General features: G+C 70.4%; 34 protein-coding genes and 3 pseudogenes. 6 read left to right on the forward strand and 31 right to left on the reverse strand.

Going from position 1 to position 26,724, the window contains the following annotated elements; genetic code table 11:
* Positions 1-89: 89 nt before the first annotated feature.
* A pseudogene (locus AC5JOC_RS01895) lies at positions 90-1,010 on the reverse strand (ABC transporter substrate-binding protein); the annotation flags it as partial.
* A gap of 187 nt (positions 1,011-1,197) precedes the next feature.
* Complete coding sequence (locus tag AC5JOC_RS01900) at positions 1,198-2,307, reverse strand: LacI family DNA-binding transcriptional regulator (RefSeq protein WP_494245016.1); 1,110 nt, start codon at positions 2,305-2,307, stop codon at positions 1,198-1,200.
* A 206-nt stretch (positions 2,308-2,513) separates the two neighbouring features.
* Between AC5JOC_RS01900 and AC5JOC_RS01905 the strand changes: the two genes are divergently transcribed.
* Positions 2,514-3,314 (forward strand): isocitrate lyase/PEP mutase family protein, encoded by an 801-nt coding sequence (locus tag AC5JOC_RS01905; protein ID WP_064297138.1) that lies wholly within the window; start codon positions 2,514-2,516, stop codon positions 3,312-3,314.
* Between the two features lie 99 nt (positions 3,315-3,413).
* Here AC5JOC_RS01905 and AC5JOC_RS01910 read toward each other — a convergent pair whose 3' ends face one another.
* The 6 genes from AC5JOC_RS01910 to AC5JOC_RS01935 are packed head-to-tail and all read right to left on the reverse strand — an operon-like array spanning position 3,414 to position 8,622.
* A complete protein-coding gene (locus AC5JOC_RS01910; protein WP_064297137.1) occupies positions 3,414-4,280 on the reverse strand; it encodes a prenyltransferase in 867 nt (288 codons plus the stop codon).
* Entirely contained in the window at positions 4,277-4,657 is a 381-nt protein-coding gene (locus AC5JOC_RS01915) for a hypothetical protein (protein ID WP_079704930.1), read from the reverse strand. The genes AC5JOC_RS01910 and AC5JOC_RS01915 overlap by 4 nt, the downstream gene beginning before the upstream one ends.
* Positions 4,654-5,007, reverse strand: a complete 354-nt coding sequence (locus AC5JOC_RS01920; RefSeq protein WP_159877475.1) for a lycopene cyclase domain-containing protein — start codon at positions 5,005-5,007, stop codon at positions 4,654-4,656. Before AC5JOC_RS01920 ends, AC5JOC_RS01915 begins: the two co-directional genes overlap by 4 nt.
* Positions 5,007-6,587, reverse strand: a complete 1,581-nt coding sequence (gene crtI, locus AC5JOC_RS01925; RefSeq protein WP_138946254.1) for a phytoene desaturase family protein — start codon at positions 6,585-6,587, stop codon at positions 5,007-5,009. The genes AC5JOC_RS01920 and crtI overlap by 1 nt, the downstream gene beginning before the upstream one ends.
* Complete coding sequence (locus AC5JOC_RS01930) at positions 6,584-7,552, reverse strand: phytoene/squalene synthase family protein (protein WP_079704927.1); 969 nt, start codon at positions 7,550-7,552, stop codon at positions 6,584-6,586. Before AC5JOC_RS01930 ends, crtI begins: the two co-directional genes overlap by 4 nt.
* Positions 7,549-8,622, reverse strand: coding sequence for a polyprenyl synthetase family protein (locus AC5JOC_RS01935; RefSeq protein ID WP_124768556.1), 1,074 nt, complete (start codon positions 8,620-8,622; stop codon positions 7,549-7,551). The genes AC5JOC_RS01930 and AC5JOC_RS01935 overlap by 4 nt, the downstream gene beginning before the upstream one ends.
* An 85-nt stretch (positions 8,623-8,707) precedes the next feature.
* Here AC5JOC_RS01935 and idi point away from each other — a divergent pair, with 85 nt between their 5' ends.
* On the forward strand, positions 8,708-9,253 hold the full coding sequence (gene idi, locus AC5JOC_RS01940) for an isopentenyl-diphosphate Delta-isomerase (protein WP_494245020.1): 546 nt from the start codon (positions 8,708-8,710) through the stop codon (positions 9,251-9,253).
* 60 nt (positions 9,254-9,313) lie between these two features.
* Here idi and AC5JOC_RS01945 read toward each other — a convergent pair whose 3' ends face one another.
* The 3 genes and pseudogenes from AC5JOC_RS01945 to AC5JOC_RS01955 form a co-directional block, all read right to left on the reverse strand.
* The gene (locus tag AC5JOC_RS01945; RefSeq protein WP_124768555.1) at positions 9,314-9,751 is read right to left on the reverse strand and encodes a YdeI/OmpD-associated family protein; all 438 of its coding nucleotides are present in this window, start codon (positions 9,749-9,751) and stop codon (positions 9,314-9,316) included.
* Positions 9,748-10,296 carry an EamA family transporter gene (locus AC5JOC_RS01950; protein WP_494245022.1) on the reverse strand — a complete coding sequence of 183 codons (549 nt, stop codon included), beginning with the start codon at positions 10,294-10,296 and terminating at the stop codon, positions 9,748-9,750. Before AC5JOC_RS01950 ends, AC5JOC_RS01945 begins: the two co-directional genes overlap by 4 nt.
* Positions 10,297-10,369: 73 nt before the next feature.
* Positions 10,370-10,699 (reverse strand): annotated as a pseudogene (locus tag AC5JOC_RS01955) (EamA family transporter); the annotation flags it as partial.
* A 45-nt stretch (positions 10,700-10,744) separates the two neighbouring features.
* Here AC5JOC_RS01955 and AC5JOC_RS01960 point away from each other — a divergent pair.
* Positions 10,745-11,230 carry a MarR family winged helix-turn-helix transcriptional regulator gene (locus AC5JOC_RS01960; RefSeq protein WP_124768553.1) on the forward strand — a complete coding sequence of 162 codons (486 nt, stop codon included), beginning with the start codon at positions 10,745-10,747 and terminating at the stop codon, positions 11,228-11,230.
* 31 nt (positions 11,231-11,261) lie between these two features.
* Here AC5JOC_RS01960 and AC5JOC_RS01965 read toward each other — a convergent pair whose 3' ends face one another.
* Both AC5JOC_RS01965 and dcd read right to left on the reverse strand, forming a co-directional pair.
* Complete coding sequence (locus AC5JOC_RS01965) at positions 11,262-11,789, reverse strand: hypothetical protein (protein ID WP_071261813.1); 528 nt, start codon at positions 11,787-11,789, stop codon at positions 11,262-11,264.
* A gap of 63 nt (positions 11,790-11,852) precedes the next feature.
* Positions 11,853-12,443, reverse strand: a complete 591-nt coding sequence (gene dcd, locus AC5JOC_RS01970; protein ID WP_056009122.1) for a dCTP deaminase — start codon at positions 12,441-12,443, stop codon at positions 11,853-11,855.
* 137 nt (positions 12,444-12,580) lie between these two features.
* Between dcd and AC5JOC_RS01975 the strand changes: the two genes are divergently transcribed.
* Positions 12,581-13,330 (forward strand): type 1 glutamine amidotransferase, encoded by a 750-nt coding sequence (locus tag AC5JOC_RS01975; RefSeq protein WP_079704920.1) that lies wholly within the window; start codon positions 12,581-12,583, stop codon positions 13,328-13,330.
* Between the two features lie 90 nt (positions 13,331-13,420).
* Here the strand turns inward: AC5JOC_RS01975 and AC5JOC_RS01980 are convergent, their stop codons facing one another.
* From AC5JOC_RS01980 to hxlB, 6 genes and pseudogenes are all read right to left on the reverse strand, one after another.
* Positions 13,421-13,585, reverse strand: a complete 165-nt coding sequence (locus AC5JOC_RS01980) for a hypothetical protein (protein WP_162852292.1) — start codon at positions 13,583-13,585, stop codon at positions 13,421-13,423.
* A gap of 352 nt (positions 13,586-13,937) precedes the next feature.
* Positions 13,938-14,114 carry a hypothetical protein gene (locus tag AC5JOC_RS01985; protein WP_159453388.1) on the reverse strand — a complete coding sequence of 59 codons (177 nt, stop codon included), beginning with the start codon at positions 14,112-14,114 and terminating at the stop codon, positions 13,938-13,940.
* 104 nt (positions 14,115-14,218) lie between these two features.
* Positions 14,219-15,595: a carboxylesterase family protein gene (locus AC5JOC_RS01990; RefSeq protein ID WP_494245171.1), complete on the reverse strand. Its 1,377-nt coding sequence runs from the start codon at positions 15,593-15,595 to the stop codon at positions 14,219-14,221.
* Positions 15,493-15,756: pseudogene (locus AC5JOC_RS01995) on the reverse strand (carboxylesterase family protein); the annotation flags it as partial. The pseudogene AC5JOC_RS01995 and the gene AC5JOC_RS01990, both read right to left, overlap by 103 nt.
* Positions 15,757-16,026: 270 nt before the next feature.
* Positions 16,027-16,653 carry a 3-hexulose-6-phosphate synthase gene (gene hxlA / locus AC5JOC_RS02000; protein WP_064297125.1) on the reverse strand — a complete coding sequence of 209 codons (627 nt, stop codon included), beginning with the start codon at positions 16,651-16,653 and terminating at the stop codon, positions 16,027-16,029.
* A 70-nt stretch (positions 16,654-16,723) separates the two neighbouring features.
* Positions 16,724-17,344 carry a 6-phospho-3-hexuloisomerase gene (gene hxlB / locus AC5JOC_RS02005; protein WP_494245026.1) on the reverse strand — a complete coding sequence of 207 codons (621 nt, stop codon included), beginning with the start codon at positions 17,342-17,344 and terminating at the stop codon, positions 16,724-16,726.
* Positions 17,345-17,437: 93 nt separating this feature from the next.
* Here hxlB and AC5JOC_RS02010 point away from each other — a divergent pair, with 93 nt between their 5' ends.
* Both AC5JOC_RS02010 and AC5JOC_RS02015 read left to right on the forward strand, forming a co-directional pair.
* Entirely contained in the window at positions 17,438-17,710 is a 273-nt protein-coding gene (locus AC5JOC_RS02010; RefSeq protein ID WP_494245028.1) for a hypothetical protein, read from the forward strand.
* A gap of 34 nt (positions 17,711-17,744) precedes the next feature.
* Complete coding sequence (locus AC5JOC_RS02015) at positions 17,745-18,731, forward strand: LuxR C-terminal-related transcriptional regulator (protein WP_494245029.1); 987 nt, start codon at positions 17,745-17,747, stop codon at positions 18,729-18,731.
* 23 nt (positions 18,732-18,754) lie between these two features.
* On the opposite strand, the gene AC5JOC_RS02020 is transcribed toward AC5JOC_RS02015, so the two are convergent.
* The 12 genes from AC5JOC_RS02020 to AC5JOC_RS02075 form a co-directional block, all read right to left on the reverse strand.
* A complete protein-coding gene (locus AC5JOC_RS02020) occupies positions 18,755-19,168 on the reverse strand; it encodes a phage holin family protein (protein WP_137242431.1) in 414 nt (137 codons plus the stop codon).
* Between the two features lie 117 nt (positions 19,169-19,285).
* Complete coding sequence (locus tag AC5JOC_RS02025; protein WP_191940377.1) at positions 19,286-19,879, reverse strand: short chain dehydrogenase; 594 nt, start codon at positions 19,877-19,879, stop codon at positions 19,286-19,288.
* Positions 19,880-19,889: 10 nt separating this feature from the next.
* On the reverse strand, positions 19,890-20,591 hold the full coding sequence (locus tag AC5JOC_RS02030) for a hypothetical protein (protein WP_494245032.1): 702 nt from the start codon (positions 20,589-20,591) through the stop codon (positions 19,890-19,892).
* Entirely contained in the window at positions 20,588-21,349 is a 762-nt protein-coding gene (locus AC5JOC_RS02035) for a hypothetical protein (protein WP_494245033.1), read from the reverse strand. The genes AC5JOC_RS02030 and AC5JOC_RS02035 overlap by 4 nt, the downstream gene beginning before the upstream one ends.
* A complete protein-coding gene (locus tag AC5JOC_RS02040; protein ID WP_159877445.1) occupies positions 21,346-21,723 on the reverse strand; it encodes a PadR family transcriptional regulator in 378 nt (125 codons plus the stop codon). The genes AC5JOC_RS02035 and AC5JOC_RS02040 overlap by 4 nt, the downstream gene beginning before the upstream one ends.
* A gap of 69 nt (positions 21,724-21,792) precedes the next feature.
* The gene (locus AC5JOC_RS02045) at positions 21,793-22,404 is read right to left on the reverse strand and encodes a DUF1349 domain-containing protein (protein ID WP_229939551.1); all 612 of its coding nucleotides are present in this window, start codon (positions 22,402-22,404) and stop codon (positions 21,793-21,795) included.
* An 85-nt stretch (positions 22,405-22,489) separates the two neighbouring features.
* A complete protein-coding gene (locus AC5JOC_RS02050) occupies positions 22,490-23,149 on the reverse strand; it encodes an IMPACT family protein (RefSeq protein WP_159877441.1) in 660 nt (219 codons plus the stop codon).
* 41 nt (positions 23,150-23,190) lie between these two features.
* Complete coding sequence (locus AC5JOC_RS02055) at positions 23,191-23,637, reverse strand: CPBP family intramembrane glutamic endopeptidase (protein WP_494245036.1); 447 nt, start codon at positions 23,635-23,637, stop codon at positions 23,191-23,193.
* Positions 23,607-24,071, reverse strand: coding sequence for a hypothetical protein (locus tag AC5JOC_RS02060; RefSeq protein ID WP_494245038.1), 465 nt, complete (start codon positions 24,069-24,071; stop codon positions 23,607-23,609). Before AC5JOC_RS02060 ends, AC5JOC_RS02055 begins: the two co-directional genes overlap by 31 nt.
* Before the next feature lie 49 nt (positions 24,072-24,120).
* Positions 24,121-24,822, reverse strand: a complete 702-nt coding sequence (locus AC5JOC_RS02065; protein WP_494245040.1) for a hypothetical protein — start codon at positions 24,820-24,822, stop codon at positions 24,121-24,123.
* Positions 24,819-25,781 carry a carbohydrate ABC transporter permease gene (locus AC5JOC_RS02070; protein WP_159877437.1) on the reverse strand — a complete coding sequence of 321 codons (963 nt, stop codon included), beginning with the start codon at positions 25,779-25,781 and terminating at the stop codon, positions 24,819-24,821. Before AC5JOC_RS02070 ends, AC5JOC_RS02065 begins: the two co-directional genes overlap by 4 nt.
* The gene (locus AC5JOC_RS02075; RefSeq protein WP_124768540.1) at positions 25,781-26,689 is read right to left on the reverse strand and encodes a carbohydrate ABC transporter permease; all 909 of its coding nucleotides are present in this window, start codon (positions 26,687-26,689) and stop codon (positions 25,781-25,783) included. The genes AC5JOC_RS02070 and AC5JOC_RS02075 overlap by 1 nt, the downstream gene beginning before the upstream one ends.
* Positions 26,690-26,724: the final 35 nt, after the last annotated feature.

Below are 26,724 nucleotides of genomic sequence, written 5' to 3' on the forward strand. Positions count from 1 at the left end.
GCCTCCTGGTTGGGGAGCATGAGGCTCGACTGGCCGGCGGCACCGAGGTAGCCCTCGGTCGCTGCGTCGGCGATCTTGTCGCGGTCGAGCGCCAGGGCGATGCCGCGACGGACGTCGACGTTGTCGAACGGGGCGACGTCCATGTTGGGCACGAGCCCGATCACGCCTCCCGGCGGGAACCAGAACTTGTTGTGGTCGTTTGCCGCACCCCAGGTGCCTTCGACGTTCGACAGGAACGAGTACGCCCAGTCGAAGCCCTTGGTCACGATGTCGAGTTCACCGGTGGCCGCGGGGATCACGAGGTGGTTGACCTCGATCTTGTCGGCCTGCCAGTACGTCTCGTTCTTGTCCATCGTGTACTGCTGCGAGGTGTAGTTGCCGAGGACGTAGGGGCCGGTGCCGACCGGGTTCGGGTTCCGCCAGGTGTCGGGGCTCTTGACGTCCTTCCAGATGTGCTCCGGGACGATGAGCGTCTGCGAGACGATGTCGGCCGCGGGGGCGTCGTCGTCGAGCAGGTGCATGATGACGTGCTGGCCCTTCACCTCGATCGTGTCGATGTGCTGCCAGGCGCCCTTCTGGTCGAGCGTCGGGTACTGCTTGATGAGGTCGAAGGTGAACTTGACGTCCTCAGGGGTGAAGGCTTCACCGTCGGACCAGGTGGCGCCGTCGCGGATCGTGTAGTCGATCGTGCGGGCGTCCGGGAGGTCGACCTTCTCGGCGAGCCACGGCGTCTCCTTGCCGTCGAGCACGTTGATGATCACGAGCGGCTCGTAGATGTAGCTCGAGGCCGAGCGCTTGTTCACGAGGTAGGGGTTGAAGTTCCGCTCGAGCATCGGGGTGCCCTTGTCGGAGGCCAGCAGCATCGTGTCGGCGGGGATCGAGGGATCCGGCTCGCTCTTGATCTGGATGCTGCAGCCGGAGACGAGCAGGGCCGCCGCGGCGATCATCGCCGCTGCTCCGAGTCGTCTGCGCCTGCGGACCTTGGTCCGCTCGTGCGTCGTGTGCGTCATCGCCACCGTCCTTGCTGAAGTCTGTACCGGTCGAGTGTAAGCGCATACATTGCCCGGCGCAACCCGTGTCGGACATCCGATCCTGTTCGCAATTCAGGAGAGCCTCGGCGCGGCGACCTCGTGGCGGACGGACGCGCCGCGGCACGCCGCGGGCTTCCTGAATGGTGAACGCGAGGGGAGGCGATGATCAGGACGTGATCGACTCGGAACTCTCGCGGAGGACGACCTCGACGGGGAGTCGGACGGACATCGCGGGCAGCTTCGGTTCGGCGAGGCGACGGGCGAGTGCCTGCACGGAGACCCGGCCGAGCGTCTCCATCGGCTGCCGGACCGTCGTGAGCCGCGGAGCGGACAGGCGGCCGGCGTCGATGCCGTCGAATCCGGTGACGATGAGCTCCTCCGGGACCGCGACCCCGGCGATCCTGGCGGCGTCGATCACGCCGAGCGCCATCTGGTCGTTGGCGCACACGACGGCCCGCGGCAGCCCGTCGCGTCGGAACAGCTCCCGACCGACCCGTCGCCCGCCCTCGCGGGTGAAGTCGCCGCGGAGGGTCGGCTCCTCCGGGGCGTCGAGCGACCGGTCCGCGAGGGCCGCGCGGAACCCGCTCCAGCGCTCCGCGTCATCGGGCGAGCCGAGGCTTCCGGCCACGTACTCGAGCTCTCGGGCACCGAGGTCGTCGATGAGGTGCGCCGTGAGCGTGCGCATCCCCTCGGCGTTGCTCACGGAGACGTGGTCGAGGTCGTCGCCGCGCCGGGGCCCCGCCATCACGACGATCGGGACGTGCCGCGACAAGCGCGCGAGCTCCTCCTCGCTCGCGCTCCCGGCCAGCACCATGAGGCCGTCCACCCGACCCGCCATGTCGCGCACGGTCTGCGTCGCCGTGGATCCGCGTCCGACGCCGACGAGCAGTGCGAACCCGCTCCGCCAGGACTCCAGCTCGCAGCCGCGCAGCACCTCGTCGAAGTAGAGGTTGAGCGTCCGCGTGTCGGTCCGCTCCGGGATGTCGCGGACGATGCGCGCTCCCCCGGCCGCCGCTTCGTCACCCTCGAGGGCGATGTCCCCGAGGTCGTCCATCGCGTCGAGCCCCTGGAAGAACAGGCCGATGACGCCGGTGCGGCGCGCGGCGAGTCCTCGTGCGGCCCCACTCGGGACGTACCCGAGTTCACCGACCGAGGCGAGCACGCGGTCTCGCGTGGCCGGTTTCACGTCGTCGGGGCGGCTGAGCACCCGCGAGACCGTCGCGATGGAGACGCCGGCGTGGTGCGCGACGTCGTAGACCGTCGGCGGTTTCGTCATGGGAACGCCTTCCTTCGGCCACCAATGATACGCACGGCATCCTGCCCGCCCGGTCCACCGGCGGCGTGGGCTGACGCGCGGACCGCCCTCGTCTTGCGTCACGGGAGCGGCCCACGACGAGCCGGGAACCGCAGCCAACCCGAACGTTCCCTGAATTCTCGACGCTTGTCGGCTGGGCGGCGGACGTCCGCTGACAGACTGCGGACATGACCGATCAGCATGCCAAAGCCGTCCTCCTCAACTCCCTCCACGAGCCGGGTTCCCCGCTCATCGTCACCAACGTCTGGGACGCCATCACCGCGAAGGTCGTCTCCGAAGCCCCCGGCGTCGTCGCCCTCGCCTCGGCGAGCCACTCGGTGTCGAACGTCCGCGGGCTCGAAGACGGCGGTGGCCTCGACGTCGACGAGGCGATCGCCGCCGCGAAGATCATCGTGGGCGCCGTCGACCTGCCGGTGACGATCGACTTCGAGAAGGGGTACGCGTCCGACGCGGCCGGGGTTCGCGAGAACGTCCGCCGCCTCATCGTCGAGTCGGGTGCCGTCGGCATCAACCTCGAGGACTCCGTCGGTGCCGCGAAGGCCCCGCAGTTCCCGATCGAGGAGGCCGCGGCCCGCGTCGCCGCCGCTCGCGCCGGAGCCGAGGACGCGGGCATCCCGCTCGTCATCAACGCCCGGGTCGACACGCTCGCCGGTGACCCCGAGGCGTGGGACGAGGCCGTCGCCCGCGCCAACGCCTACCTCGAGGCCGGTGCGGACGTCGTCTTCTTCCTCGGACTCGGCACGGAGGAGCTCGTCGCCAAGGCGATCGAGCAGGTGCACGGACGCATCTCCGTCATCGGCTACCCCGGCGCGGTCCCGCTCAAGCGCCTCGCCGAACTCGGCGTCTCACGCGTCAGCTTCGGCCCCGGCACGCTCGGCCTGACCCTCGCCGCCCTCCAGCGTGCGGCGACCGGCCTCACCGAGCTCGGCGAGTACCCCGAGGACCTCGGCTTCTCCTTCGAGCTCTGAGCCTCGACTGACGACCCGTTCTCAGGAGGATCCGGGCGTGGCGCCAAGTGACCTCGGCGGCGCGCCCGGGGACTCCTGAGACAGGGTCGCGGGTTCCGGTCAGGACGTCAGGAACCAGTACCAGATGATGAGCATCGTGATGAGGAAGCCCGTCAGGAAGTTGAGGCGGAGGAACCGCTTCCACCCCGCGTTGGCCCGCTCGGCGTCCTCCTCGCGGAGGTTCCAGAACGGCAGCACACTCGCGGCGTAGGGCAGCGCGAGCAGGCCGGCCAGCGGGATGGGCCACGGGGTCACGAGCATGAGCGCTCCACCGGCCAGGTAGGCGACGAAGGCGAACCGGACGGTCGCCGCCGCACCGATGACCGTCGCGATCGAGCCGATCCCGCCCTCCCGGTCGGCGATGATGTCCTGCACCGCACCGAAGGCGTGGCTGGCGATCCCCCAGAGGAAGTAGCCGACGAGCAGCGCCCAGAGCGCGGGCGTGAAGACCGCACCGGCGAGGACGAGGCCGTAGACCGCCGGGCTCACGAAGTGCGTGCTCGAGGTGAGCGAGTCGATGAACGGCCGCTCCTTGAACCGCAGGCCGGGTGCGCTGTACGCGATGAGCGCGAACACGCTGATCGCGAGGACGAGCCACGACAGCGGCGACCCGATGACGACGAGGTAGACGAGGAACGGGACGTTCGTCACGATCGCCGCGAAGATCGTCAACCGGTGCATCCGGCGGTCCAGGACCGCGCCCTCGACGCCGCCCTTGCGCGGGTTCCGCAGGTCGGACTCGTAGTCGAAGACGTCGTTGATGCCGTACATCGCGAGGTTGTACGGGATGAGGAAGTACAGCGTCCCGAGCCAGAAGGTGAGGTCGAGCTCGCGCGTGGTCAGCAGGTACGCCGCTGCGAACGGGTACGCGGTGTTGATCCACGACAGCGGTCGGGAGGACAGCACGAGCTGGCCGAGTCGGTTCATGCCGGGTCCTCCTGGGACGGGGATGGGGAGACGGGAGCAGGGGTTCGGCGCTCGAGGAGCACCCAGAGCGACGGGAGCAGGACGGCCGCGGCGATGGCGTAGGCGAAGTCCTCGAGGGGCGCGATGCCGATGAAGGCGCCGGAGATGAGTGCGGGGTCGTAGCCGACGAGCCCGATGCCGATCATGATGTTGTCGAACAGCGCGGTCATGAGCAGGAGGACGACGAGCCCACCGCCCACCGCGAGCAGCCAGGTGCCCGCCGTCAGACCGGTGGATCGCGGTCCGTTCGCACGGCGTCGATCGAGCCGCACGACCGCGAGCAGGGCGACGACCGCCACGACGGCGAGGAACCATGCGTTGAGGGCCCAGTAGGTCATCGTCCGCTCACCTCGGCGGCGCCGGTCGTCCGGCGGGACACCCGGCCGAGCGTGTGTCGCGCCGCACCGAACAGGTTCATCGTGAGGTAGCAGAGCAGCGTCAGGAAGAAGACCTCCTCGATCGGCAGCTCGGGCGCGACCTGCAGCCCGGTCATGAACGAGGTCTCACCGCGGAAGAAGATGCCGGTGCCGATACCGAGCAGGTCCCACACGAGGAAGAACACGACGCCGATCGGCAGGATGATCGCGGCCCGCCGTCGGTCGGCCCAGAAGAACAGCCGGAACCGCCGGTCGAGCATGACCATCCCGGTGATCGAGACGAGCAGCGCCAGCAGGTACAGCAGACCCATCAGCCGGTCGCCTCGGCGCGCGCGCGCAACGGCTCCGCCATCGGGCCGGTGGTGATGTCGCCGCGCATGCGCTTCACGACGAGCTCCGCGCTGATGAGGCACATCGGCAGGCCGATGCCCGGGATGGTGGAGCCACCGGTGTAGAACAGGCCGTCGACCTTCTTGCTGACGTTGCCGCTCCGGAACATCGCGCTCTGCGAGAGGATGTGCGCCGGCCCGAGGGCGGTGCCCTTCCAGACGTTGAGGTCGGTCGCGAAGTCGGCCGGTCCGACGTCGCGACGCACCACGATGCGCTCGGCGAGGTCGGGGACGCCGGCCCACTCGGCGATCTGCGCGATGGCGGCGTCGCCGATCTCCGCGACCCGGGCGTCTCCACCGCCACCGATGGACGGATCGGCCGGGACCGGGACCAGGATGAACAGGTTCTCGTGGCCGTCGGGTGCGACGCCCGCATCGGTCGCGCTCGGGCGGCAGACGTACAGCGACGCGGGGTCGGGCACGCTCGTCTCCTCGCCGAAGATGCGGCCGAAGTTGTCGCGCCAGTCGGCCGTGAAGAACAGGCTGTGGTGCAGGAGTTCCGGGAGCTCGCCGCGGACGCCGAGCATGACGAGCACGGCTCCGGGACCGGCGGTGCGCTTCTCCCAGTACTCGGCCGGGTAGGTCTGGAGTTCGCGGGGAAGCAGCGTCGTCTCGGTGTGGTGCAGGTCGGCGGCGGACACGACGCGGTCGGCGCGGAGCAGCTGCCGACGACCGTCGGCGTCGAGGTAGTTGACGCCGTCGACCCTGGCGCGGCGGCCGGCGGGCATCGTGGTGATGCCGGTGACCTCGGCGCCCGTGATGATCTCCACACCCTCGGCGCGGGCGAGCTCGGCGATCGTGTCGATGATCCGCGAGAAGCCGCCCTGCGGGTAGAGCACGCCGTCCTCGAGGTCGAGGTAGCTCATGAGGTGGTACATGCTCGGCGCTTCGAAGGGCGAGGAGCCGAGGAACACGGCCGGGTAGCCGAGGATCTGCTGCAACCGGACGTCGGAGACGGTGCGCGCGGCCAGGGTGTCGAGGTCCTCCGTGAGGAGCTTCGCGAGCTTCGGCATCCGGGCGAGGACCTCACGGCTCGCGAGCGTCCGGTACGACTCGAACGTCGTGTACAGGAAGCTCCGGATGGCGATCTCGTACGTCTCCTTCGCGCTGCGGAGGTACTCGTCCATCTTCGCGCCGGCACCGGGCTCCACCGACTCGAACAGGGCGAGGTTGCCGGCCCGGTCGGCGGCGAGGTCGAGGTGCCCGTCGCGGCCCTCCGAGTAGACGCGGTAGGCCGGGTCGAGTCGCCCGAGGTCGAGCTGCTCGGCGGCAGAGGTGCCGAGGAGGCGGTAGAAGTGGTCGAAGACCTCCGGCATGAGGTACCAGCTCGGGCCGGTGTCGAAGGTGAAGCCGTCCTGCTCCCAGGTGCCGGCGCGGCCGCCGAGCACCTCGCGTCGTTCGAGCAGCGTGACCCGCTGGCCGTCGCGGGCGAGGAGGGCTGCGGTGGCGAGACCGCTGATGCCGCCGCCGATGACGACGGTCCGGTTGTGGGAGGTGGTCATGACTGCGAACTCTCGTCGATCGTCGGGATGGAGGCGGTGGTGCCGGTCGTGGCCGGTGTGCGACCGGCGAGCGCGCCGGCGGCGATGCGGAGCTTGACCGGGTCGGGCACCCGGACACGCGTGCGGACGAGCGCCGAGGCCGGCGTCGTCCGGATGCGTCGGGCGAGTTCCGAGAAGAGCTCCTGGGCGAGGGCGACCGCGCGACGGCTCGACTTCGGCAGCCGCCCGAGGACCGCTGCCGAGCGGTCGAGATCGGCTTCGATGTCGTCGAGCAGGCTGTGCTTCTGCGCCTCGGTGAGCTCGTCGACGGCGACACCCGGGAAGTAGCTGCGGCCGAGCTCGTCGTGGTCGGCCGAGAGGTCGCGGAGGAAGTTCACCTTCTGGAAGGCGGCACCGAGACTCCTGGCGCCGACGACGAACGCGGCGCGCTGGGCGTCGTCGACGTCGTGGCCGCGCAGGAAGATCCGCAGGCACATGAGCCCGACGACCTCGGCGGAGCCGTACACGTAGTCGCGGAACGTCTCCGGCGTGTGGACGGTGCGCGAGAGGTCCGCGCGCATGGACGCGAAGAACGGACGGGTGAGGTCGGCCTCGATCCCCGCCGACCGCGCCGAGATGGCGAAGGCGTGGACGACGAGGTTGCTGCTGTACCCCGTCTCCATCGCGTCCTCGGTGTCCTGTTCAAGCGCGTCGAGCATGCGGAGGACCCGCTCGGGGTCGAGCCCGGCCGCCGCGGCCACGCCGTCGACGATCTCGTCGGCGATGCGGACGAGCGCGTACACGTTCTCGACGTCCTGGCGGATGTCGCCACCCAGCAGCCTGGCCGCCAGACCGAAGGACGTGGAGTACCGACGGATGACGATGCTGGCGGTCTCCTGCGCGACCCGGTCGTAGAGCTGTCGTGCGTCGCCGACCGCCGAGGCGTCGTCGGCCGGTCGCCCGGTCCCGTCCCCTGCTGCGGTCATCGCGACCGCTCGAGCACGGTGGCGACGATGGGGCGGAGCTCGTCGCGGAGCTGCGCCGGGATGCTCGGCGAGGCCAGCTGCTCCCAGGCGCGGTTGGCGTAGTCACCGGCGAGCAGGGTCGCGTGCTGGCGGGCGCCCGTCGTCGTGAGGACGTCGCGCAGGACGGCGGCACCCTCCTCGTCGAGGTCCGGGTCGCCGAAGAGGTGCTCGACGGCGTGCCACTCGGGCTGCTCCGCCGCGAACGCCACCATGACCGTCAGCTTGCCCTCGCGGAGGTCGCCGATCGTCGTCTTGCCGGTCGTCTTCGAGTCGCCGAAGACGCCGAGGACGTCGTCGATGATCTGGTAGGCGATACCGATCTGCTGCCCGAACGCTCCGAGCGCGTCGATCGTCGCCTCCGGAGCGCCGGCCAGGACGCCGCCCGACTGCAGGGGCGCCTCGAACGAGTAGTAGGCGGTCTTCAGGCGCTCCATGCGGATGATGTCGTCGACCGTCGGGACGACGCCGCCGACCGTGAAGTCGACGTCGGCGAGCTCGCCGGCCGCCGAGGCGGAGATCGCGTCGTCGAGGATCTCGCGCAGGCGGGTGCGGACCGCGTCGGCGCTCCCGGCGCGGTCGATCAGGCGGTAGGACGCGGACAGGGCGAGGTCGCCGGCGATGACGGCGACGGACATGCCGCGGTGCTCGGCGAGCGGCAACGGGATGCCCGCGGTCTGCGCGATGTCGCGGTAGCTGCCGGAGACGTTGGGGCTGCCGCGCCGGACGAAGTCGCGGTCGATCACGTCGTCGTGGACGATCAGCGCGGTGTGCAGGAGTTCGTAGGCGGCGGCGACGTGAGCCGCGGCGACGATGTCCGTTCCACCCAGCGCCTCGTAGGCCGTCATGACCATCCGTGGGCGGAACCGCTTGCCGCCGGCCATGCTGCGCTCGATGGTCTCCCAGAGCCGCAGGTAGCCGGCGCCGCCGAACGACACCGCCTGCGTCTTCGCCAGTTCGAGGAAACGCTCGAGGGCATCCTCGACCTGATGCTGTTGTCGATAGGGCGCGTCGACGACGTGGTGGGTCTCCATATCACGAGGCTACTTCACGGAGCGGCGAGATTAGTACGCTAGCTGTCCATTCGCGTTCACCCCGATCGTCGGGGAGAATGGACGCATGTCGGTACCCGAAGAACTCGTCGTCCTGCTCGCCGAGGACGGCACCCGCATCGGCACCACGCCGAAGGCGACCGTCCACACGCTGGAGACGCCACTCCACCTCGCGTTCTCCTGCCACGTCATCGGGCCCGACGGTCGGATCCTCGTGACCCGGCGCGCGCTCTCGAAGCTCACGTGGCCGGGCGTCTGGACGAACTCGTTCTGCGGACACCCCGGCCCGGACGAGGACAGCGTGGACGCCGTGCTGCGTCGGGCGAGTGCCGAGCTCGGCCTGCCGATCTCCGCGCCGCAACTGGTGCTGCCCGACTTCCGGTATCGCGCCGTCGACGCCTCGGGTGTGGTCGAGTACGAGATCTGCCCGGTCTACGTCGCCTACACGGACGCGACACCCGAGCCGAACCCCGACGAGGTCGTGGAGTGGGCCTGGGCGGAGCCCGAATCGCTCCTGGCGTCCGTCGAGCAGGCGCCCTTCGCGTTCAGCCCGTGGCTGACGCTCCAGCTGCCGCTCGTCGTGCCGCTGCTCGCGGAGTCCACAGCCCGCTGAGTCGCCCGGATCTGCACGGATCGAGCCGGTTTCCGAACAGATTCAGGCGACTGAGCGAGGTCAGGCGCCGCGGAGCGCTTCGACGGCCGCGGCGATCCGCTTGTCGCGCGTCGCATCCGTCTTCGCCAGCGCGACCGGCTCGGCCAGCGCGCGCTGTCGGCTGAACGACAGGGCTCCGTAGGCGGCGAGCGCCTGCTCGTCTCCCGCGAGCGCCGTCTCGAGCTCGGGCGGCAACGGGAACACGCGCGGTGCGTCGTCGACCTCGAGGTCCACGTCGACCTCGTCGCCTCCTGCGACCCCGGCGGCGGCGCGGTTGGCGGCGCTCAATGCGATCAGGTACCGGCCGCCCATCGGCGTGATGGTGCTGCGGTAGGTGGTCGCACCGACGGTGACGACGACGGGCACGCGCTTGCCACGATCCAGGCCCTCGACGACGGCGTCGGGGATGAGGATGCCGGTGTTGTTGCCCTGGAGTTCGATGACGGTGCGGAATCTCATGCGCTCAGTATGGCCCGGGGCCGCCTCGCGGTGAAGACCAGGACGAGGGAGCCGGCGACGACCGCGATCCCGAGCACTTGTCCGAGGCTCAGCGCCTCGCCGAGGACCACGAGGCCTGCCAGTACGGCGACGACGGGACTGAGCAGGCCGAGGAAGGACACTGACCCGACGGGCAGCGCGGCGATGCCACGGAACCACAGGGCGTACGCGAGGGCCGTGCCGACGAGGGAGAGGTAGGCGTACCCGCCGATCGCCGCTGCGTCCGGGGCGGCCGACGGAAGTCCCTCGACGACGAGCAGCACCGGCACGAGGACGAGACCGCCGGCGACGAGCTGCCAGGCGGTCAGCGCGAGGCCGGAGACCGGTGCGCCGCTGGCCGCGGTCGGGTCGAGGTCCGGGTTCGTGCGCCGACGCGCGCCGATCCGGCGGCCGACCTCCGGCCTCCCCCACCGCTTGCTCAGCACCGATCCGAGCGACATCGAGACCGCACCGGCGAGTGCGGCGACGACGCCGACCGCGTCGAGACGCGCGTCGGCCTGCAGCACGATGAGGGCGACGCCCAGCCACCCCGGCGAACCCGGCGACGACGCGACGCACGGTCAACGCCTCCCCCACCAGCAGGCTCGCGAGCACGGCGACGAGCACGGGCCCGATCGCCCCCATGGTCGCGGCGACCCCGCCGGGCAGTCGGTAGGCGGCGAGGAAGAGGAACGCGAAGAAGGCGCCGATGTTGAGCGTGCCGAGCACGAGCGACCGCCACCACCAGCCACCGACCGGCAGGGTTCGCGTGATCGCGAGGAGCAGGAGGCCCGCGGGCAGCGCCCGGAGCACGGCTGCCAGCAGCGGTCGTCCCGGCGGGAGCAGTTCGCTCGTGACGAGGTAGGTGGTCCCCCAGCTGATCGGGGCGATGGCGGTGACGGCGGCGATGCGGAGTTGATTGCTAAGCACTGAGCAAGAATAGCTCAGTGCTAAGCGAATTGCTACGCTGGCTGCATGAGCACGCGCGTCGACGACATCCTGAGCCAGTGGCGGACCGAGCGACCCGACCTCGACGTCTCGCCCATGGCCGTCATCGGACGACTGTCGCGAGCGGCGACGGCGGTCGACGCACGTCTGTCCTCGACCTTCGCCGAGCACGGTCTCGACAGCGCCTCGTTCGATGTGCTCGCCACCCTGCTCCGCGCCGGCTCACCGCACGAGCTCGCGCCGAAGGACCTCGCCCACTGGTCGATGGTGACGTCGAGCGCGATCGCCCAGCGCGTGAACAAGCTCGTCGAGCGCGGTCTCGTGACGCGCCGTCCGAGCGAGCAGGACGGGCGCGGCACGGTCGTCGCCCTCACCCCTGCCGGCAAGCGCCTCGTCGAAGCGGCCCTGCCCGATCACCTCGCCGCCGAGGAGCGTGTCCTCGACGGCTTCTCCACGGCCGAGCGCGAGCAGCTGGCGTCGTTCCTGGAGCGCCTGGCGCGCACCGACCCCTGAGTGTCGCGGTGGAGGGTGGAGACGGATCCGCTCAGGCGATGCGGCGACCCTCGTTGTGCTCCTGCAGCCACCAGGTCACGCCCTCGTCGTCGGACACCCAGCTCTCCCAGGTGTACGAGTCCTCGGTGATGCCGCTGAAGTTCCACCGGATGAGCTTGTCGTCGTTCCGCGTGCCGTCCTGACGGATGCCGTCGGAGCGGTGCGGCGTCGCGACGAGCTGGCAGAACTCGCCGCGCCGTGGCTCGACGTAGTTCACCCGCCAGGCGCCCATCAACCGGTCGTAGACGCGGAGAGCCGTACTGACCGTCTCCCAGCCCGACGGTTCCGCGTCGTTCGCGACGAGCTGGACGTCCTGCACGGCCCGCCCCTCGAGGATGTACGACACGATCCAGCGGAAGTCGGACTCGACCCACTCGCCACTCTCGTCGTCGAGGCGCTTCGAGTGGACGTCCCAGGACCCGACGAACTGCCCGAACCGGACCATGCGACGCGGGTAGAGCGGCGTCGGCCCGTCGGCGGTGATCGCGCGGGCGAAGTCGGGTCGCTCTGACGTGCTCATGGCGGGGCCTTTCTGCTGGTCCACCTGCTCGCCCGTCGTCGGGACGCCCGCCTCAGTCCTGCGTCAGCGCTGCGTCTCGCCGACGTCGGTCCGGTGGAAGTTCTGGAAGGAACGGGAGGCGGTGGGTCCACGCTGTCCCTGATACCTGGAACTGTACTCGCTCGACCCGTACGGGCGCTCGGCCGGTGACGTGAGCCGGAAGAAGCACATCTGACCGATCTTCATCCCCGGCCAGAGCTTGATCGGCAGCGTCGCGACGTTGCTGAGCTCGAGGGTGACGTGGCCCGTGAAGCCCGGGTCGATGAAGCCGGCGGTGGAGTGCGTGAGGAGCCCGAGACGACCGAGCGAGCTCTTGCCCTCGAGGCGTGCGGCGACGTCGTCCGGGAGGGAGACCCGCTCGTACGTGGACCCCAGGACGAACTCGCCGGGGTGCAGGATGAACGGCTCGTTCGGCAGCGTCTCGATGAGGCGCGTCAGCTCCGGCTGATCCTCCGCGGGATCGATGAAGGGGTACTTGTGGTTGTCGAAGAGGCGGAAGAAACGATCGAGGCGGACGTCGATGGACGACGGCTGGATCATCTCCGGCGAGTAGGGGTCGAGCGCGATGCGGGAGGCGTCGAGTTCGGCTTTGATGTCACGGTCCGAGAGCAGCACGGTGACAGTGTATCGGCCGGGAGCCCGATGCCTCGGGCCGGTGACGACGCCCGGATTCGCTACGATGCTCGCACGGCGACGACCTCCGCGACCCGGCGGAGACCGGTCGCGCCGCCCCAGCGACCTGGAGGCCTCCGATGACCAGACCGCACGTCCTCGTCCTGCAGCACGTCCCCTGGGAACGACCGGCGGTGCTCGGCGAGGTGCTGACGGCGTCGGGGATCGACTGGACGCTCGACACGATCGTCGAGCGTCGTGAGCTGCCGCCGGCGCGCGAGATCACCGGGTTCGACGGGCTCGTCCTCCTCGGCGGCCCGATGGGCGCGCTCGACGTGGAGGAGCACCCGGGTCTCGGGCTCGAAGCGCAGCTCGTGCGCGATGCGGCGGTGCTCGGCATCCCGGTGTTCGGGGTCTGTCTCGGGCATCAGCTCATCGCGACGGCCCTCGGAGCCACGCTCCACTCGGCGGCCGCGCACGAAGTGGGTGTCGGCGACGTCGAGCTCCTGACCGAGAGCGAACTCGGCATGCGGGGCGAGCGGCTGCCGGTGCTGCACTGGCATGGCGACGTCGTCGAGGCTCCGTATGGAGCGACGGTCCTCGCGTCGTCGCCGTCGACGCCGAACCAGGCGTTCCGGATCGAGGACCGGGTCTTCGCGACGCAGTTCCACCTCGAGGTCGACCCGCCGATGCTCGACCGGTGGCTCGCGGAACCGCTCATGCTCCGCGACCTGCCGTTCATCGCCGGGACCGCGGAGGAGGCGGCCGACCGCCTGCGGTCCGAGGTCGCCGCGGTGGCGGGTCCGATGCGCGAGGCCGGCGAGCGGTTGTTCGGGGCCTTCGCCGACGCGGTGCTCCGTCGGACGAGCGTGGACCCGTCACTGCGGTAGGACTCGGACAGCGCCCGGACACAGCACCCCGGACACAGCGAAGCGGCCGGCCCCCGGAGGGACCGACCGCTTCGTGAACTCGGATTCGAGTCAGAGGGCCTTGCGACCCGTGATCGTCCTGATCAGGAACGCGATGATCGCGATCGCGAGCAGCACGAGGCCGACCCACAGCAGGAAGTTGAGGGACTGGACGAACCCACCGGTGATGGCGAGAACGATGGCAACGACGATGACGATGATGAGCAGGATGTTCATGATGAAGCTCCTTTCGCAGAACTCCGTCCACCGTATGGGGGCCCGACCATTCCGTCCCGGGGGTTGACATCGTCCGAAGTCGTTCCGCTACGCGCGCGGAGCGCCCCCGCGTTGCACACCTCCACCCTCCTGCGTTTCGGCTTGCGCCAGCGCGGTGCGCTGACGCGAGCGCGGGCCACACGCGTGAGCGCGGGTCTCCGGAGGGTCGCGCCCACGCGCACGGGCCGCGCTGAAGCCTGATCCCGGGGGTTCGGACCAGCGCACCGCGCTGGCGCCGGTTCAGCACACCTCGGTCGGCAGCACCGCGCTGACCAGGGATTCCCGAGCTGAGGACAGCCCCGGGCGAGCCTCGCTAGAGGAGGCCCGGCTGGTCGGCGGGGTCGCCGTCGCCGGGCTCGGAGCCCGGGTCGTCGACCGTCGGCGCCGCCATCGGATCATCGCTCTCGGGAGCGTTGTCGGGCAGCGCTCGGGAGATCGCCTCCTGTGCGTCGCCGATCGGGTCGTCCATCTCGTCTCGTGGGTCGCTCATGCTGATTCCTTTCCTCGTGTCCCGACGGTAACGCGGGACGCCTCACAGCCACACCCCCTGGCAGAACGGCCCGGTTCGTCCTAGGAGCCGAGTGCCCGGGCCCGTCAGACCGGTGTCGATGCCGTCGTCGACGCCGCTTCCGCGAGTCGCTTCGCCGCTGCGAGCACGCGCGCACTCGCGAACGGCTCGACCGTCGGCGCCCCGGCCGCGTCGAACACCTCGATCCCGGAGGCGTCGCGGTCGGACCGCGACCAGCCCGGCGACCCGTCTCGGACGAACGCCACGACCGCGCCGTGGATCCGATCAGCGAGCTCCTGCGGCGCGTGCGGGCCCGCCACCCGGGTGACGTCCGGGTCGTCGAGCACGTCGAAGATGAACGGGACGTCGAGGCAGTGCTCCGCGATCCCGCTCACCGCCGAGCGCCACACGAAGTCGGAGACCCAGGTCTCGGCGTCGTCCCGCAGCGCCAGCCATCGGATGACGCGCTCCCGGAACATGACGTCGCTCACGAAGCGCCCCGCGACGAGTCCCGTGCGTTCGCCGGGCTGGGTCGCGACGTACGCCTCGGCGAGCGGCTCCGGCACGCCCATGAGTTCCAGGGCACGCGTCGGCGCCACGGCGTCGAACTCGTCGAGTCGACCGGTGAAGAACCCGGCGAACTCCTCTCGGGTCGCGCTGACGAGCAACGGCTTGTCCGCGCCTCGTCCCGCGATCATGCCGGCTTCGACGGTGTCGACGACCAGCTCGCCGTCGACGATCGGGCCGAGACCGAGGCGGCCGTTCATCGTCGTCATCCCGCGGAGCACGGACTCCGGGTCGGTCGCGCCGCCGGGGACGACCTCGAAGCCCTGGGCCTCGATCAGCGTCGCCTCCGGGACGCTTGCGAAGCCGGCCAGGGTCGCGGGCACCCCGAGGTGCTCGGCGAGTCGCCCGGTCAGGGCCTGCGCCTCGTGGAGCGGGACGTCGCCGGGGACTCCGGACACGGAGATCGCCCGCTGGAACAGGTGTTGCGCGGACGGCACCGTGAGCAGGGTCATGACGGACCCGCCGCCGGCGGACTGGCCCGCGATCGTGACCCGCCGCGGGTCGCCGCCGAACGCCGCGATGTTGTCACGCACCCACTCGAGCGCGAGGATCCAGTCGAGGACCCCGCGGTTGGCCGGGGCGTCGGGCAGCCAGCCGAAGCCGTCGAAGCCGAGGCGGTAGGACACCGAGACCGTGACGACGCCGTCGCGGTTGAAGGCCCGACCGTCGTACCAGGGGCTCGCGGGCGACCCGGCGATGAAGCCGCCGCCGTGGATCCAGACGAGGACGGGCAGACCGGCACCGTCGTGCGGTCGGGTGTCGGGTCGGGCGTGAAGACGTTGACGTTGAGCGTCGAGTCGCCGGGGATCGACGGTTCCGGGATCGTCGTGATCTCGGCCAGGGCCTTCCGCTGCGGTGTCGCGCCGTAGGCGGTCGCGTCGAGGACGCCGTCCCAGGGCGCCTTGGGCTCGGGGGCCTGGAACCGTCTCGCTCCGGTCGGCGGCTCGGCGAACGGGATGCCGAGGAAGGCGACCGATCCGTCGGCGCGGCGCGTCCCGCGGACCGCTCCCGAGGTCGTCTGTGCGATGGGCTGCTCTGGGCTGGAATCGGTCGTCATCGGCGGATCCTCCGGGTACTCGGCCGCGCGCTCATCCGACGAGCGTCGCGTGGTGATCCGCCCAGTATGCCGCGTCACGCCCGAATCCCGTCCGATGTTCGGACTTCACCCAGCCGACCCACCCGATGCGCCAGCGCGGTGCGCTGACCCGAGCGCGCCCCGGAGCCGTGAGCGCGGGTCTCTGGAGACCCGCGCTCACGTCCGATGCACCGCGCTCACGTCAGCGCACCGCGCTGGCCAACCCGACAGGTGCGGGGTTGGCGGAGGGGGTTACGCGACGATTGCCGCGCGGAGGGCTGCCGCGGAGGCCGCCGGGTCGTCGGCCGAGTAGATCGCACCACCGGCGACGGCGACCTGCGCGCCCGCCTGCTGCACCGACGCGATCGTCGACACGTTCACGCCACCGGCGACCGAGAACGGCACGGCGGCCGCTTCACCGTCGGACAGGAGCGTCTGGAAGGTGAAGCCCTCCTCCGCCTGCTCGTCGAGACCGGCGTGCATCTCGACGAACGCGGCACCGAGAGCGGTGACCTCCTTCGCGCGCTGCACCTTGTCGGCGACCCCGATGAGGTCGACGACGACGGACTTGCCGTGCGCCTTCGCGGCCTTCACGGCGCCGACGATCGTGCTGTCACCGGCGGTCCCGAGGACGGTGACGATGTCCGCACCGGCGGAGAAGGCGATGTCGGCTTCGAGCTCACCGGCGTCCATGGTCTTGAGGTCGGCGAACACGATCTTGTCGGGGTGGGCGTCCTTGACCGCGGTGACGGCACGCAGGCCCTCGCTCTTGATGAGGGGCGTGCCGAGCTCGAGGATGTCGACGTAGGGCGCGACCTTCCCGGCGAGTTCGAGGGCTGCCTCGGTGGTGAGGACGTCCATGGCTACCTGGAGCTTCATGTGGTGCTGCTTTCTGTCGTGATGGGATGCGTCCGACGTCTGCCGGGCGCGTGGGAAGGGATCGGGGTGACTACTCGAGGTTCGCGTGGCGCGGCCACAGCTCCTCGGCGCTGACGCCGTCGGACTGCCAGAGCGCATGGAAGAACGCGTCGCCGAGCAGCATGACCGCCTGCTCGAAGAGGCTCCCCGAGTACTGCACGGAACGCGTGCCGCCGTGGTCGGTCTTCTGCGCGGCGGGGACGACGATCGTCTCGGCGGCCAACTCGGCGAGCGGGGATGCGGGGTCGGTCGTGATGGCGATCACCTGTGCCCCGACGGAGACGGCCGTGTCCGCAGCGCGCACCACACCCGTCGTCGTACCGGAGCCGCTGGCGACGAGCAGGACGTCACCCGAGGTGATGGCGGGCGTCGTCGTCTCGCCGACGACGTGCACGGTGAGCCCGAGGTGCATGAGTCGCATCGCGGTCATCCGGAGCGCGAGACCGGAACGACCGGCACCGGACACGAACACGCGGTCCGCCGTTCGCAGGCGGTCGAGTGCGCCGGCGAAGGGAGCCGGATCGGCCTCCAGCAGGCTCGACACGGTGCGATGCAGCTCGGCGTCGATCGCGGCGAGCGCCCCCTGGACCGTCGAGGTCGCAGGCGTCACCGACGTGGATGGAGGGACGGCTGGGGTTCGACATCCCTCCATCCTGGGCGTGATCGGGTAGGTGCACCGCTGCTCGCCCGAACGGTTTCACCTACCCGAACGGGTGGGTGTGGACCGATGGGATAGGGTGCGGACATGACCGAACGCACTGTCACCTACCCGGTCGAGCTGCTCGACGGCCTGGCCTCCGTCGCATCGAGCTCGCTGCTGCGCATCGCCGGTGCGTTCCGGGAGGTCCTCGAGCCGGTCGTCGCCCATTCCGCGCTCGTGATCTTCACCGAGGACTGCACCGGTCGCCCCCGGAAGAAGGCCGGCGACCCGGCGATCGTCGAGGGCGTCACGATCGCCGAGCTCGACGCGGTCCGACAGCGCACCCCGCGCGGCCCGGTAACCACGGCGACTCGCTGATGCCGGACCACACGCCGACCGGCCGACGTCGGCGGTGATCGCAGGCGCGGAGCGTCCGATCGCGGCCTGGCTGGCCGACACCGGCGCCCTCCTCGTCCTGACCGACCCGCAGGGACCGATCGACGACCGGCTCGTCGGCGCCCTGTGGGAGGTCGTCGCGGCCGGCATCCGCCAGCAGGTCGCGACGGCGGCCCCCGACTACCTCCGCGACTCGCGGGCCGCGTCGAGCGAGCGGGCCGGCGCGATCGCGGAACTCACCGACGCCCATGCGACGACGCTGGAGTCGATCCTCGCGGTCACCCGGTCGCGGCAGACGTCGCCCGAGGACGCCCGAGCGGCGGTGACCGAGATCGCCTCGGCCGCGATGGTCGAGCTGCGGGCGGTGTCCGACCGCGACCGCCAGCTGGCCGAGGAACCGGTCGCGCGCGCCTTCGCCAGACTCCGCGAGGACCTCCGCCCGCTGGCCCGCTTCGGCGGCCCCGAGGTCCAGTTCATCGAGCCGCCCGTCGACGGTCGGGCCCTCCCCGGTGAGGTGGCGCACGCCGGACGGGCGATCGTCCGCGGCACGGTCCTCGCGCTCGTCGAGCAGTCCTCGGTCGGGCGGGTCCGGGTGCAGTGGGACTGCGACGGTAGCAACCTGCTCATCGGCATCCGCGACGACGGCCCCGGCGAGTTGACCGTCGACACCCCGAGCGTGCAGCAGCTCGGCGCTCGGGTCGCGGCACTCCGCGGCAGTCTCGATGTCCAGGCGACGCCCGGGTGGGGTTCGGAACTGCACGTGACGCTTCCGCTCGACCCACCGCCCGCAGCCCAGACACGTTCCGACTCGGCGGCCGCCGCGCTGACCGAGCGCGAGTGGAGCGTGGCCGAGCTGGCCGCCGGTGGAGCACGGAACCGGGCGATCGCCGAGACCCTCACCATCAGCGAGAACACCGTCAAGTTCCACATCGCGAACGTCCTGCGGAAGCTCGGCGTCGCGAGCCGCGTCGAGCTGGCAGCCGCCTTGGCCGCCAGCCGCTGATCCCGTCCGGGCTCCGTCGCCGCCTACCGCTTCGAGCTCGTACGGCCCCGGTCGCGATCCCGGTCGCCGAACCGTCGCGTGATGAGCGCCCAGCCGAGGATCCAGCTCCCGAGCGCCGTGACCAGCCACACCACCAGCGGTGCGAGCACCCAGGCCAGGACACCGCGGATGTGGAGGCCGCCGGGGAGGATCGACGCGACGAAGAGCGACACGAGCGTCGTCACGAGTCCGATGCCGCCGAGGATCGCCGAGGCGTAGCGCCGCGCGAGGCGGAGGATGAACGGCCCGAGGACGCCCTGCGCGATCGTGAAGACGACGACGGCGATGATGAAGCCGCCGAGCGACAGACGGACGCCGGGCACGACCCAGTCGGCGACGAGCAGCCCGATCGCCGAGGACAGCAGACTGACGGCGATGCTGAGCAGGAAGCGGGTCATGTGCCGACCCTAGCGCTGGGTGTCGGCCGCGTCGAGAGCGCGACTGAGGGGAGGCGGATCGTCGCCTGGCGAACGGCCGGACGACGACATGCCTCCCCTCAGGAGTGCCGGGACGGCTCAGTCGAGAGCGAGCACGCGCCCGGTGCCGACCCCCTCGACGGCACGGACGAACGCCAGGCCGACCACGTCGGACGCGACGGGCGGGAAGCCCGGGAACGCGTCGTGGTAGCCGGTGGCCTCGGCGAGCACCGTGGGGCTGACGGCGTTGATGCGGATGCCGCGCGGGAGTTCCGGGGCGGCACCGATCACGAAGGACTCGACCGCTCCGTTGGCCATCGAGGCCGCCGCACCCGTCGCGATCGGCTCGCGGGCGAGGATGCCCGTCGTGAGCGTGAAGGAGCCGCCGTCCCGGACGAACGGCGTCCCGATCCGCACGACGTCGAGCTGGCTGAGCACCTTGCCGAGGAAGGCCGCGCGGTAGTCGTCGCGCGTCAACTCCTCGACGGGCTTGAACGGGACCGATCCGACGGCGACGATGACCGCGTCGACCTCGCCCACCTCGGCGAACAGCGCCTCGATCGACGCCTCGTCGGTGGTGTCGACGGCAGGCGCCGTCGAGCGCGACACCGCGATCACCTCGTGACGTTCCGCGAGGGCGTCCTGCGCCGCTCGTCCGACATGTCCACTCGCACCGATCAACAGGATTCTCATGCGGGCGACGCTAGCACCGGCGTCCGACGACGGCACCGGCGATCGACGGCGTCAGTGGGCGTCGTCCATCCCGGTGACGTGGACGGCGTAGCCGTGGCAGCCTGCGCGAGCTTCCAGTCGTACGCGTTGATCGATCGGGGTGTCGTCCGCCCACCGGGCCAGGAACGCGGCCGTCGGGTCGTCCTCCGAGCATGACCATGCCGAAGAGCGGATCGAGGATCTTGCGATCGATCGTTCGTCCACGCGTACCAGAACCCCTGATCAGCCATGCACTTCGCGATGATCTGCTGCTGTGCCTCCCAGATCCCGTCACTCGAGGTACGAGTCGGTCGGCTGGGATCACGATCGAAGCCGGGTCGGTGGTCGCGTCGTACCAGCCCTCCGGCGTCTGCGAGTAGTCGACGCCGGACGCCGGCGAGACGGGTTCGCCAGCGTCCGGCGTGGCAGTGGGATCCGCGGGCACCACGGGTTCGACGGGCGGGAGTTCGTCGAGCGACGCTGCGGCCTCGGCGACCGCTTCGAGGGACCGCGCGTCGTCAGCGGCCGCCTGGGCGTTCGACACCCCGATGAACACCCCGCCGGCCGCCACCGCGAGCACCCCGCTCATCGCGATGCCGAGCCCGATCCGTCGACGGAGCGTTCCGGGACTCCGGCGGACGGGTGCCGCCTCCTGCGCCGCGTCTGGCCCGTCGTGGATCTCGTTCCCGCTCATACCGTCTCCCCCTGCATCGACGCCGCTGCGTCCCGTTCCGTCGTTCGGCGACCCCCCGGCCACCACCACACCGCGGCTCCGATGAACCCGAGCGCAGCACCCACGCCGATCGCCACGCTCATCACCCACCACGGTTCGAGCCCGGCCCCGTGCGAGCTCAGGCGGGACACGATGAGCACGCCGGTCGCGCTGACGCGGTACATGATGTCGCCCGCGAGCACGCCGATGAGGACCGCTGCGGGCGCCAGGAGCCCCGCGCCGAGCCATCGACTGCGTCGCCGCAGCGACAGCACGAGCCCGACCACGCCCAGGACCGCGGCGACCGCCACACCGAGCGCGCCCGCCGGCACCTCGACGACGTCGCCGATGACGAGCGCACGGACGATCCGGACGAGGAGGAACAGTGCAGCTCCGGTGACCAGGACGCCACCGGTCACCACGAGGGCTGCGAGGACGTCGCCGGCCCGCCGCATGCCGAGCGGCATCGGATCGACGCCGTGGCCCGCGCGCAACTGCCCGGAGCGCCACGAGAGGTCGTGCGGGATCCCGCGGATGGCCCGCAGCATGATGTCCCGCCGGAGCCGCTGCGGCGTGACGCCCGCTTCCTCGGCCCAGACGGCGTGCTCGTGCAGGTCGGACGCGATCTCGTCGCGGCGCTCCCCGGCGACATCGGGCGAGAGGTCGCGCGTGTACCACCCGCACCAGTTCAGGACCCGGTGGGCGGCCGCGCGGTACTCCGGCGTCCGGATGGCGGTCATGCGATCGCCCCCTGCGTCCACGCCGCACCCGCCGGCCTCGCCGCGGCGGCCTGCTCACCGGCGATCCTCGCGTGCTCCCGATCCCGGGCCGTCGCGCCTTCACCCGTGATCCGGTACAGCCGACGACGAGGACGACCCTCCGCCTCCGCGACCTCCGGGTCCTCCCAGGTCGCCTCGATCAGGCCGGCGTCCGCCATCCGCGACAGGGCCTTGTAGAGCGTGCCGTGCGCGGTGAGGGCGGCGTCCCCGGCTTCGGCGAGCTGCTTCGCGAGGGCGAACCCGTAGAAGCTCCCCTCGGTCGACTGCAACACGGTGCCGACGTCGAGGATGTCGAGCTCGAGCGGGAAGAGCGTGCCGGGTCGTCTGCGTGCCATGGAGCCACTATAGGAAGATAGGTTCCGATACGTCAACTCCGGATCCGCGGACGCATCGGTCGAGGACGACTAGCTCCCGTCGCGGAGGTCCGTCGGGGGCGCTGCACCGAACGCGATCTCGTCGAACCGCGCCTCGCAGGGCGGACCGAGCGGCGCCTGCGAGAGGAACCCGACGCGCACCGGGGCGTCGCTGTGCAGACGGAAGACCCGGACGAAGTCCCACGTGACACCGTCGGTCGAGCTGTGGAACGCCCATGCCTCACCGAGACGACTGACGCGCATCCACACGTGGTCGGCCGTGACGTGCGTCGAGTTCACGTCGTCCGACCAGGTGTTCGTCACGACGCTCACCACCATCGCCTGCCCCTGCGGCGACTGCTCGAAGCAGAGCTTGGCCCAGTGCTCGTCGTCGATCCAGAGTGCGAGGGCACCGGCGTCGAAGGTGCTGCGCTCGCCCACGACCGCGACCCGTGCCGAGAGCGTGAAGTGGTCGGGTGCGTCGAAGGCGAGCGCCGTGGCACGCAACTCACGCGGCCCACCGAGCGAGCTGTTGCTCCAGTCGACGCCGGCGGCGGAGGTGAGGGTGAGCGCTCCGGCATCGGCGTCGAACGATGCGATTCCGGGGGTCGAGGTCCAGGCGAGGTCGGGAAGCCCGTCGATGCGGGTCACGTCGGTGTGCATGGTCCGACCCTATCGGGACCGCACGTTCCCCTGAGTCGCCCGGATCTGCTCGGCATCCGGCCGATTCCGTGCAGATCCGGGCAGCTCAGCGAGGCGCCGGGACGTCGACGACGCGTTCCTCCCCGACGGCCACGGCGAGCGAACCGTTGGAGGCCGACGCGACGTCCGCCTGGAGCCGCTCCAGCTCCGCCGGCGGCACCCACAGTTCCAGCTCCGCCTGCGCCCCGTAGGTCTGATCGCCGAGCGTCGCGCCGTGGCTACCGGCCCAATCGCGCAGCAGGTTGTCGTACCGCCCGGCCTCGGCGTGCGGGACGACGAGGGTCGCGCGGGTCAGCGTCTCACGGCGCACGAGCGAGGCGAGGTCGAGCGTCTCGGAGGCCGCCGAGGAGTACGCACGGACGAGCCCGCCCGCCCCGAGCTTGACGCCGCCGAAGTACCGCGTGACGACGACGACCACGTCGGTCAGTTCGCGCCGCCGGATGACCTCGAGGATCGGCATCCCCGCCGTGCCGGACGGTTCACCGTCGTCGGACGAGCGGGCCTGGTCGCCGAGCAGCCCGGTGACCATCGCGACGCAGTGGTGTCGTGCGTCCCACGCCTGCTTCTTCACCCGCGCGATGACCGCTTCGGCGTCCTCCGGCGACGCGACCGGGTGAGCGAGGCCGAGGAAGCGCGACTTCTTGATCACGAGTTCGTGCTCGACCGGCGCGGCGATCGTCGCCGGGTACTGCCGCGCGGTGGTCATCCGTCCGAGCGTACTCGGCCGGTCGATGAGGCCCGTTCGGCCTACGGCCGCAGCACGTCGTCGGCCGGGTGGGCCTGCACGTGCCCACGGACGAAGATCAAGCCGATCACGGCCACGAGCATGATGAGCAGGTTGGCCGGACCGGCGATCGCCAGGAACACGCTCTGACCGGCGGCGGCTCCCGCGTGGTCGATCCCACCGGTCGAGAGGAAGAGCGTCGGGTCGTAGAGTCCGTGGATCAGGATCGGCCAGATGAGGTTGCCGGTCACCCGGAGCGTCAGGTACATGCACACGCCGAATCCGAAGGTGTAGACGACGGTCACGAGCACGGTCGTGACCGGTTGGCCCGACAGGAGGTTGGAGGCGTGCAGCAGGGCGAAGACCAGCGAGGAGACCACCATGACGATCCACTCCGAGCTGCCGGCGTCGCGCAGCATCTTCACGACCAGGCCGCGGGTCAGGATCTCCTCGGCGAACCCGATGAACACCCCGGACAGCATCGCGACCAGCGACCACGGAACCCTCGTAGCTCCCGTAGTCGATGCCGAGCAGGCGCAGGACGACCGCGGCGAGGATCACGATCGGTGCGACCCACATCCACCACCGGCCGCGGATGGGCTGCCTTCGCGAACAGCTCCCGGAACCATCCGACCGAGAGGACGAAGCCGGCCAGGAGGAGGGAGCCGACGACGAGCGGCAGCATGAGCCCGAAGAACACGCTCTGCGGGGTCGCGAAGACGTCCTCGCCGATCTGCGAGCCGAAGAGCTGCCCGACGACCCATCCGGCACCGAGGTACAGGGCGAGGTAGACGATCGCCAGCAGGAACGCCCGCCCGACACCGCCCTTCGCCCAGAAGTCGTGCCATCCGCTGGTGGTGAGTGTCCGCTGACCGCTGTGCCCGTGACCTCTGTGCTCGCCCATGCGTCGATCCAACCACTCAACCGAGCCGAGCGTCGGACAATCCGCGTCGTCAGTCGGCGAGCGCCGCCGCGGCGTTGCTCCAGACCGCGTAGAGGACGAAGCCGCCGAGGGCGAGGAGCCCGAGCACCGGTTGTGCGAGGACGATGACCGCCCAGGCGGCCAGGAGGACAAGCGAGAGCAGCGAGGTGCCCGGCCGACGGACGGTCCGGACGAGCCCGCCGAGCAGCTGGGCCCGGAACCGCAGGCCCGGAGCGGCCGCCAGCCCGGCGAACACGCCGAAGGCTGCGACGACCGCGAGCAGCAGCACGACGACGAGCAGCGGCCCGAGCAGCATCGCGAACGGCGTCCCCCACACGGCGACGATGTCGATCACGACGACGAACGTGAGCGCACACACGAGCGACCACACGGCGAGCGCCGGTCGCCACGTCCGCAGGAGGCCGATCCCGACCTCCCGCAGCGGCCCGGCATCGGCGGCGTCGCGCGACCGCTGGAACGACCAGCAGCCGGCGGCGAAGGCGGGGCCGAGCGGGAGCGAGCACAGCAGCAGGAACGGCCAGCTCGCGAGCGGCTCGGCGACGAGGACGATCGCGGCCGCCAGCGGGAGCGCGCCGATCCCGACGCCGACGCCGACCATGAGGGATCGGTACACGACGCCGAACACCGACTCGAAGGTCTCCCGGCGCGGCTGCAGCAGTCCGCGCACGCCGCCGGCACGGTTGTCCGCACGCCGCTCGGTCACCGCGCTCATCCCTTCATCCCGCTCGTCGCGATGCCCTGGATGAAGTAGCGCTGGCCGAGGAGGAAGATCAGCACGATCGGGATGACGGAGACGACGGACCCGGCCATGATGAGCGCGTACTCGGCGTCGTACTGCCCGACGAAGGAGCGCAGACCGAGCTGCACGGTCCAGAGGTCGTTGCTCGTCAGGTAGATGAACGGACCCATGTAGTCGTTCCAGGTGGAGACGAAGGTCAGCAGCGCGAGGCTCGCGAGCGCCGGCTTCGTCAGCGGCAGGATGATCCGCCACCAGATCGCGTACTCGTTGAGGCCGTCGATGCGGGCGGCCTCGCTCAGTTCGTCGGGGATGGTCAGGTAGTACTGCCGCATGAGGAACACCCCGAAGGCGCCGAACGCCTGCAGCAGGATGATCGAGAGGTGCGTGTTCACGAGGCCGGCGTTCTGCATCATGATGTACTGCGGGATCATGTAGGCCTGCCACGGCACCGCGATCGTCGCGATGTAGGCCACGAACAGCACGTCACGTCCCTTGAAGTGCATCTTCGAGAAGCCGTAGGCGGCGAAGCTCCCGGTGAGCACCTGCAGGATCGTGATGGTGACCGACAGGAACAGCGAGTTCTTGAGGTAGGTCAGCATCGGGATGCGGGTCCAGATGTCGACGTAGTTCTGCCAGACGAACTCGGTGGGGATCCACTGGACGGGGATCGAGAACACCTCGTTGTTCTGCTTGAGCGACGACGAGACCATCCAGAAGAACGGGACGAAGATGATCGCGGTCAGCACGGTGAGCATCACGTAGATGAGCACGCGGCGCAGCGGCGAGATCGGACCGTGGCGGCGCACCCGGGTGCGCTTGCCTCCAGCACCGGGCAGCACGGGCGGGGTGATGGCGTCGGTGACCTCGGCGATCGCGACCTCCGCCTGCGACGGGACCGTGGACGAGGCACGCGTGGTGGCACTGGTCGACATCAGCGTTCCTTCCTCTGCTGCAGCTTGAACTGGACGACGGTGAAGACGAGCACGATGACGAACAGCACGAGCGAGATCGCCGAGGAGTATCCGAAGCGGTTCTCGGTGATGCCCTCGCGGTAGATGAGCTGCGAGAGGACGAGCGTGGACCGGCCTGGGCCGCCTCCCGTCATGACGACGATGAGGTCGAACACCTTGAAACTCGCGATCGTCACCATGATGAGGACGAAGAACGTCGTCGGACGGAGCGACGGGATCGTGATGTTCCAGAACCGCTGCCAGGCGTTCGCACCGTCGACCTCGGCGGCCTCGTAGTACTCCTGCGGGATCGCTTGGAGCCCAGCGAGGTAGAGCACCATGTAGTAGCCCATGTCGCGCCACACGCTCGTGATGATCACGGCCGGCATCGCCCACGCGGAGCTCGTCGTCCAGCCGGGCGGGTCGGCGACACCGATGAGCTCGAGGAACTGGTTGATCGGGCCGGCGGTGGGGTTGAAGAGCATGTTCCACACGACGGCGACGGCGACGAGCGAGGTGATGTACGGGAAGAACATCGCGGTGCGGAAGAAGCCGAGGCCGCGCAGCTTGCGGTTGAGGAGCAGTGCCAGGCCGAGCGACGCGAGGATCGTGAGCGGGATGTGGCCGGCCGCGTAGTAGGCGGTGTTGCCGAGCGCGATCCAGAAGGACTCGTCACGCATCATGCGGGCGAAGTTCGCGAACCCGACCCACTCGGGCGGTGAGTACGAGTCCCACTTCATGAACGCGATGACGAACGCCGCGCACATCGGGATGAGGGTCAGGAGCGCGAAGCCGATGAAGTTCGGCAGGATGAAGCTCCAGCCGACGAGCGCATTCCTGCGGACGCGGCTGCTGGAGCGGGTGCGTTGCGGTGGGGCTGCGATCGCCATGACGAGCCTTTCGAGGACGGTGGTGCGGGGTCGGT

Source organism: Plantibacter sp., from assembly GCF_059073635.1.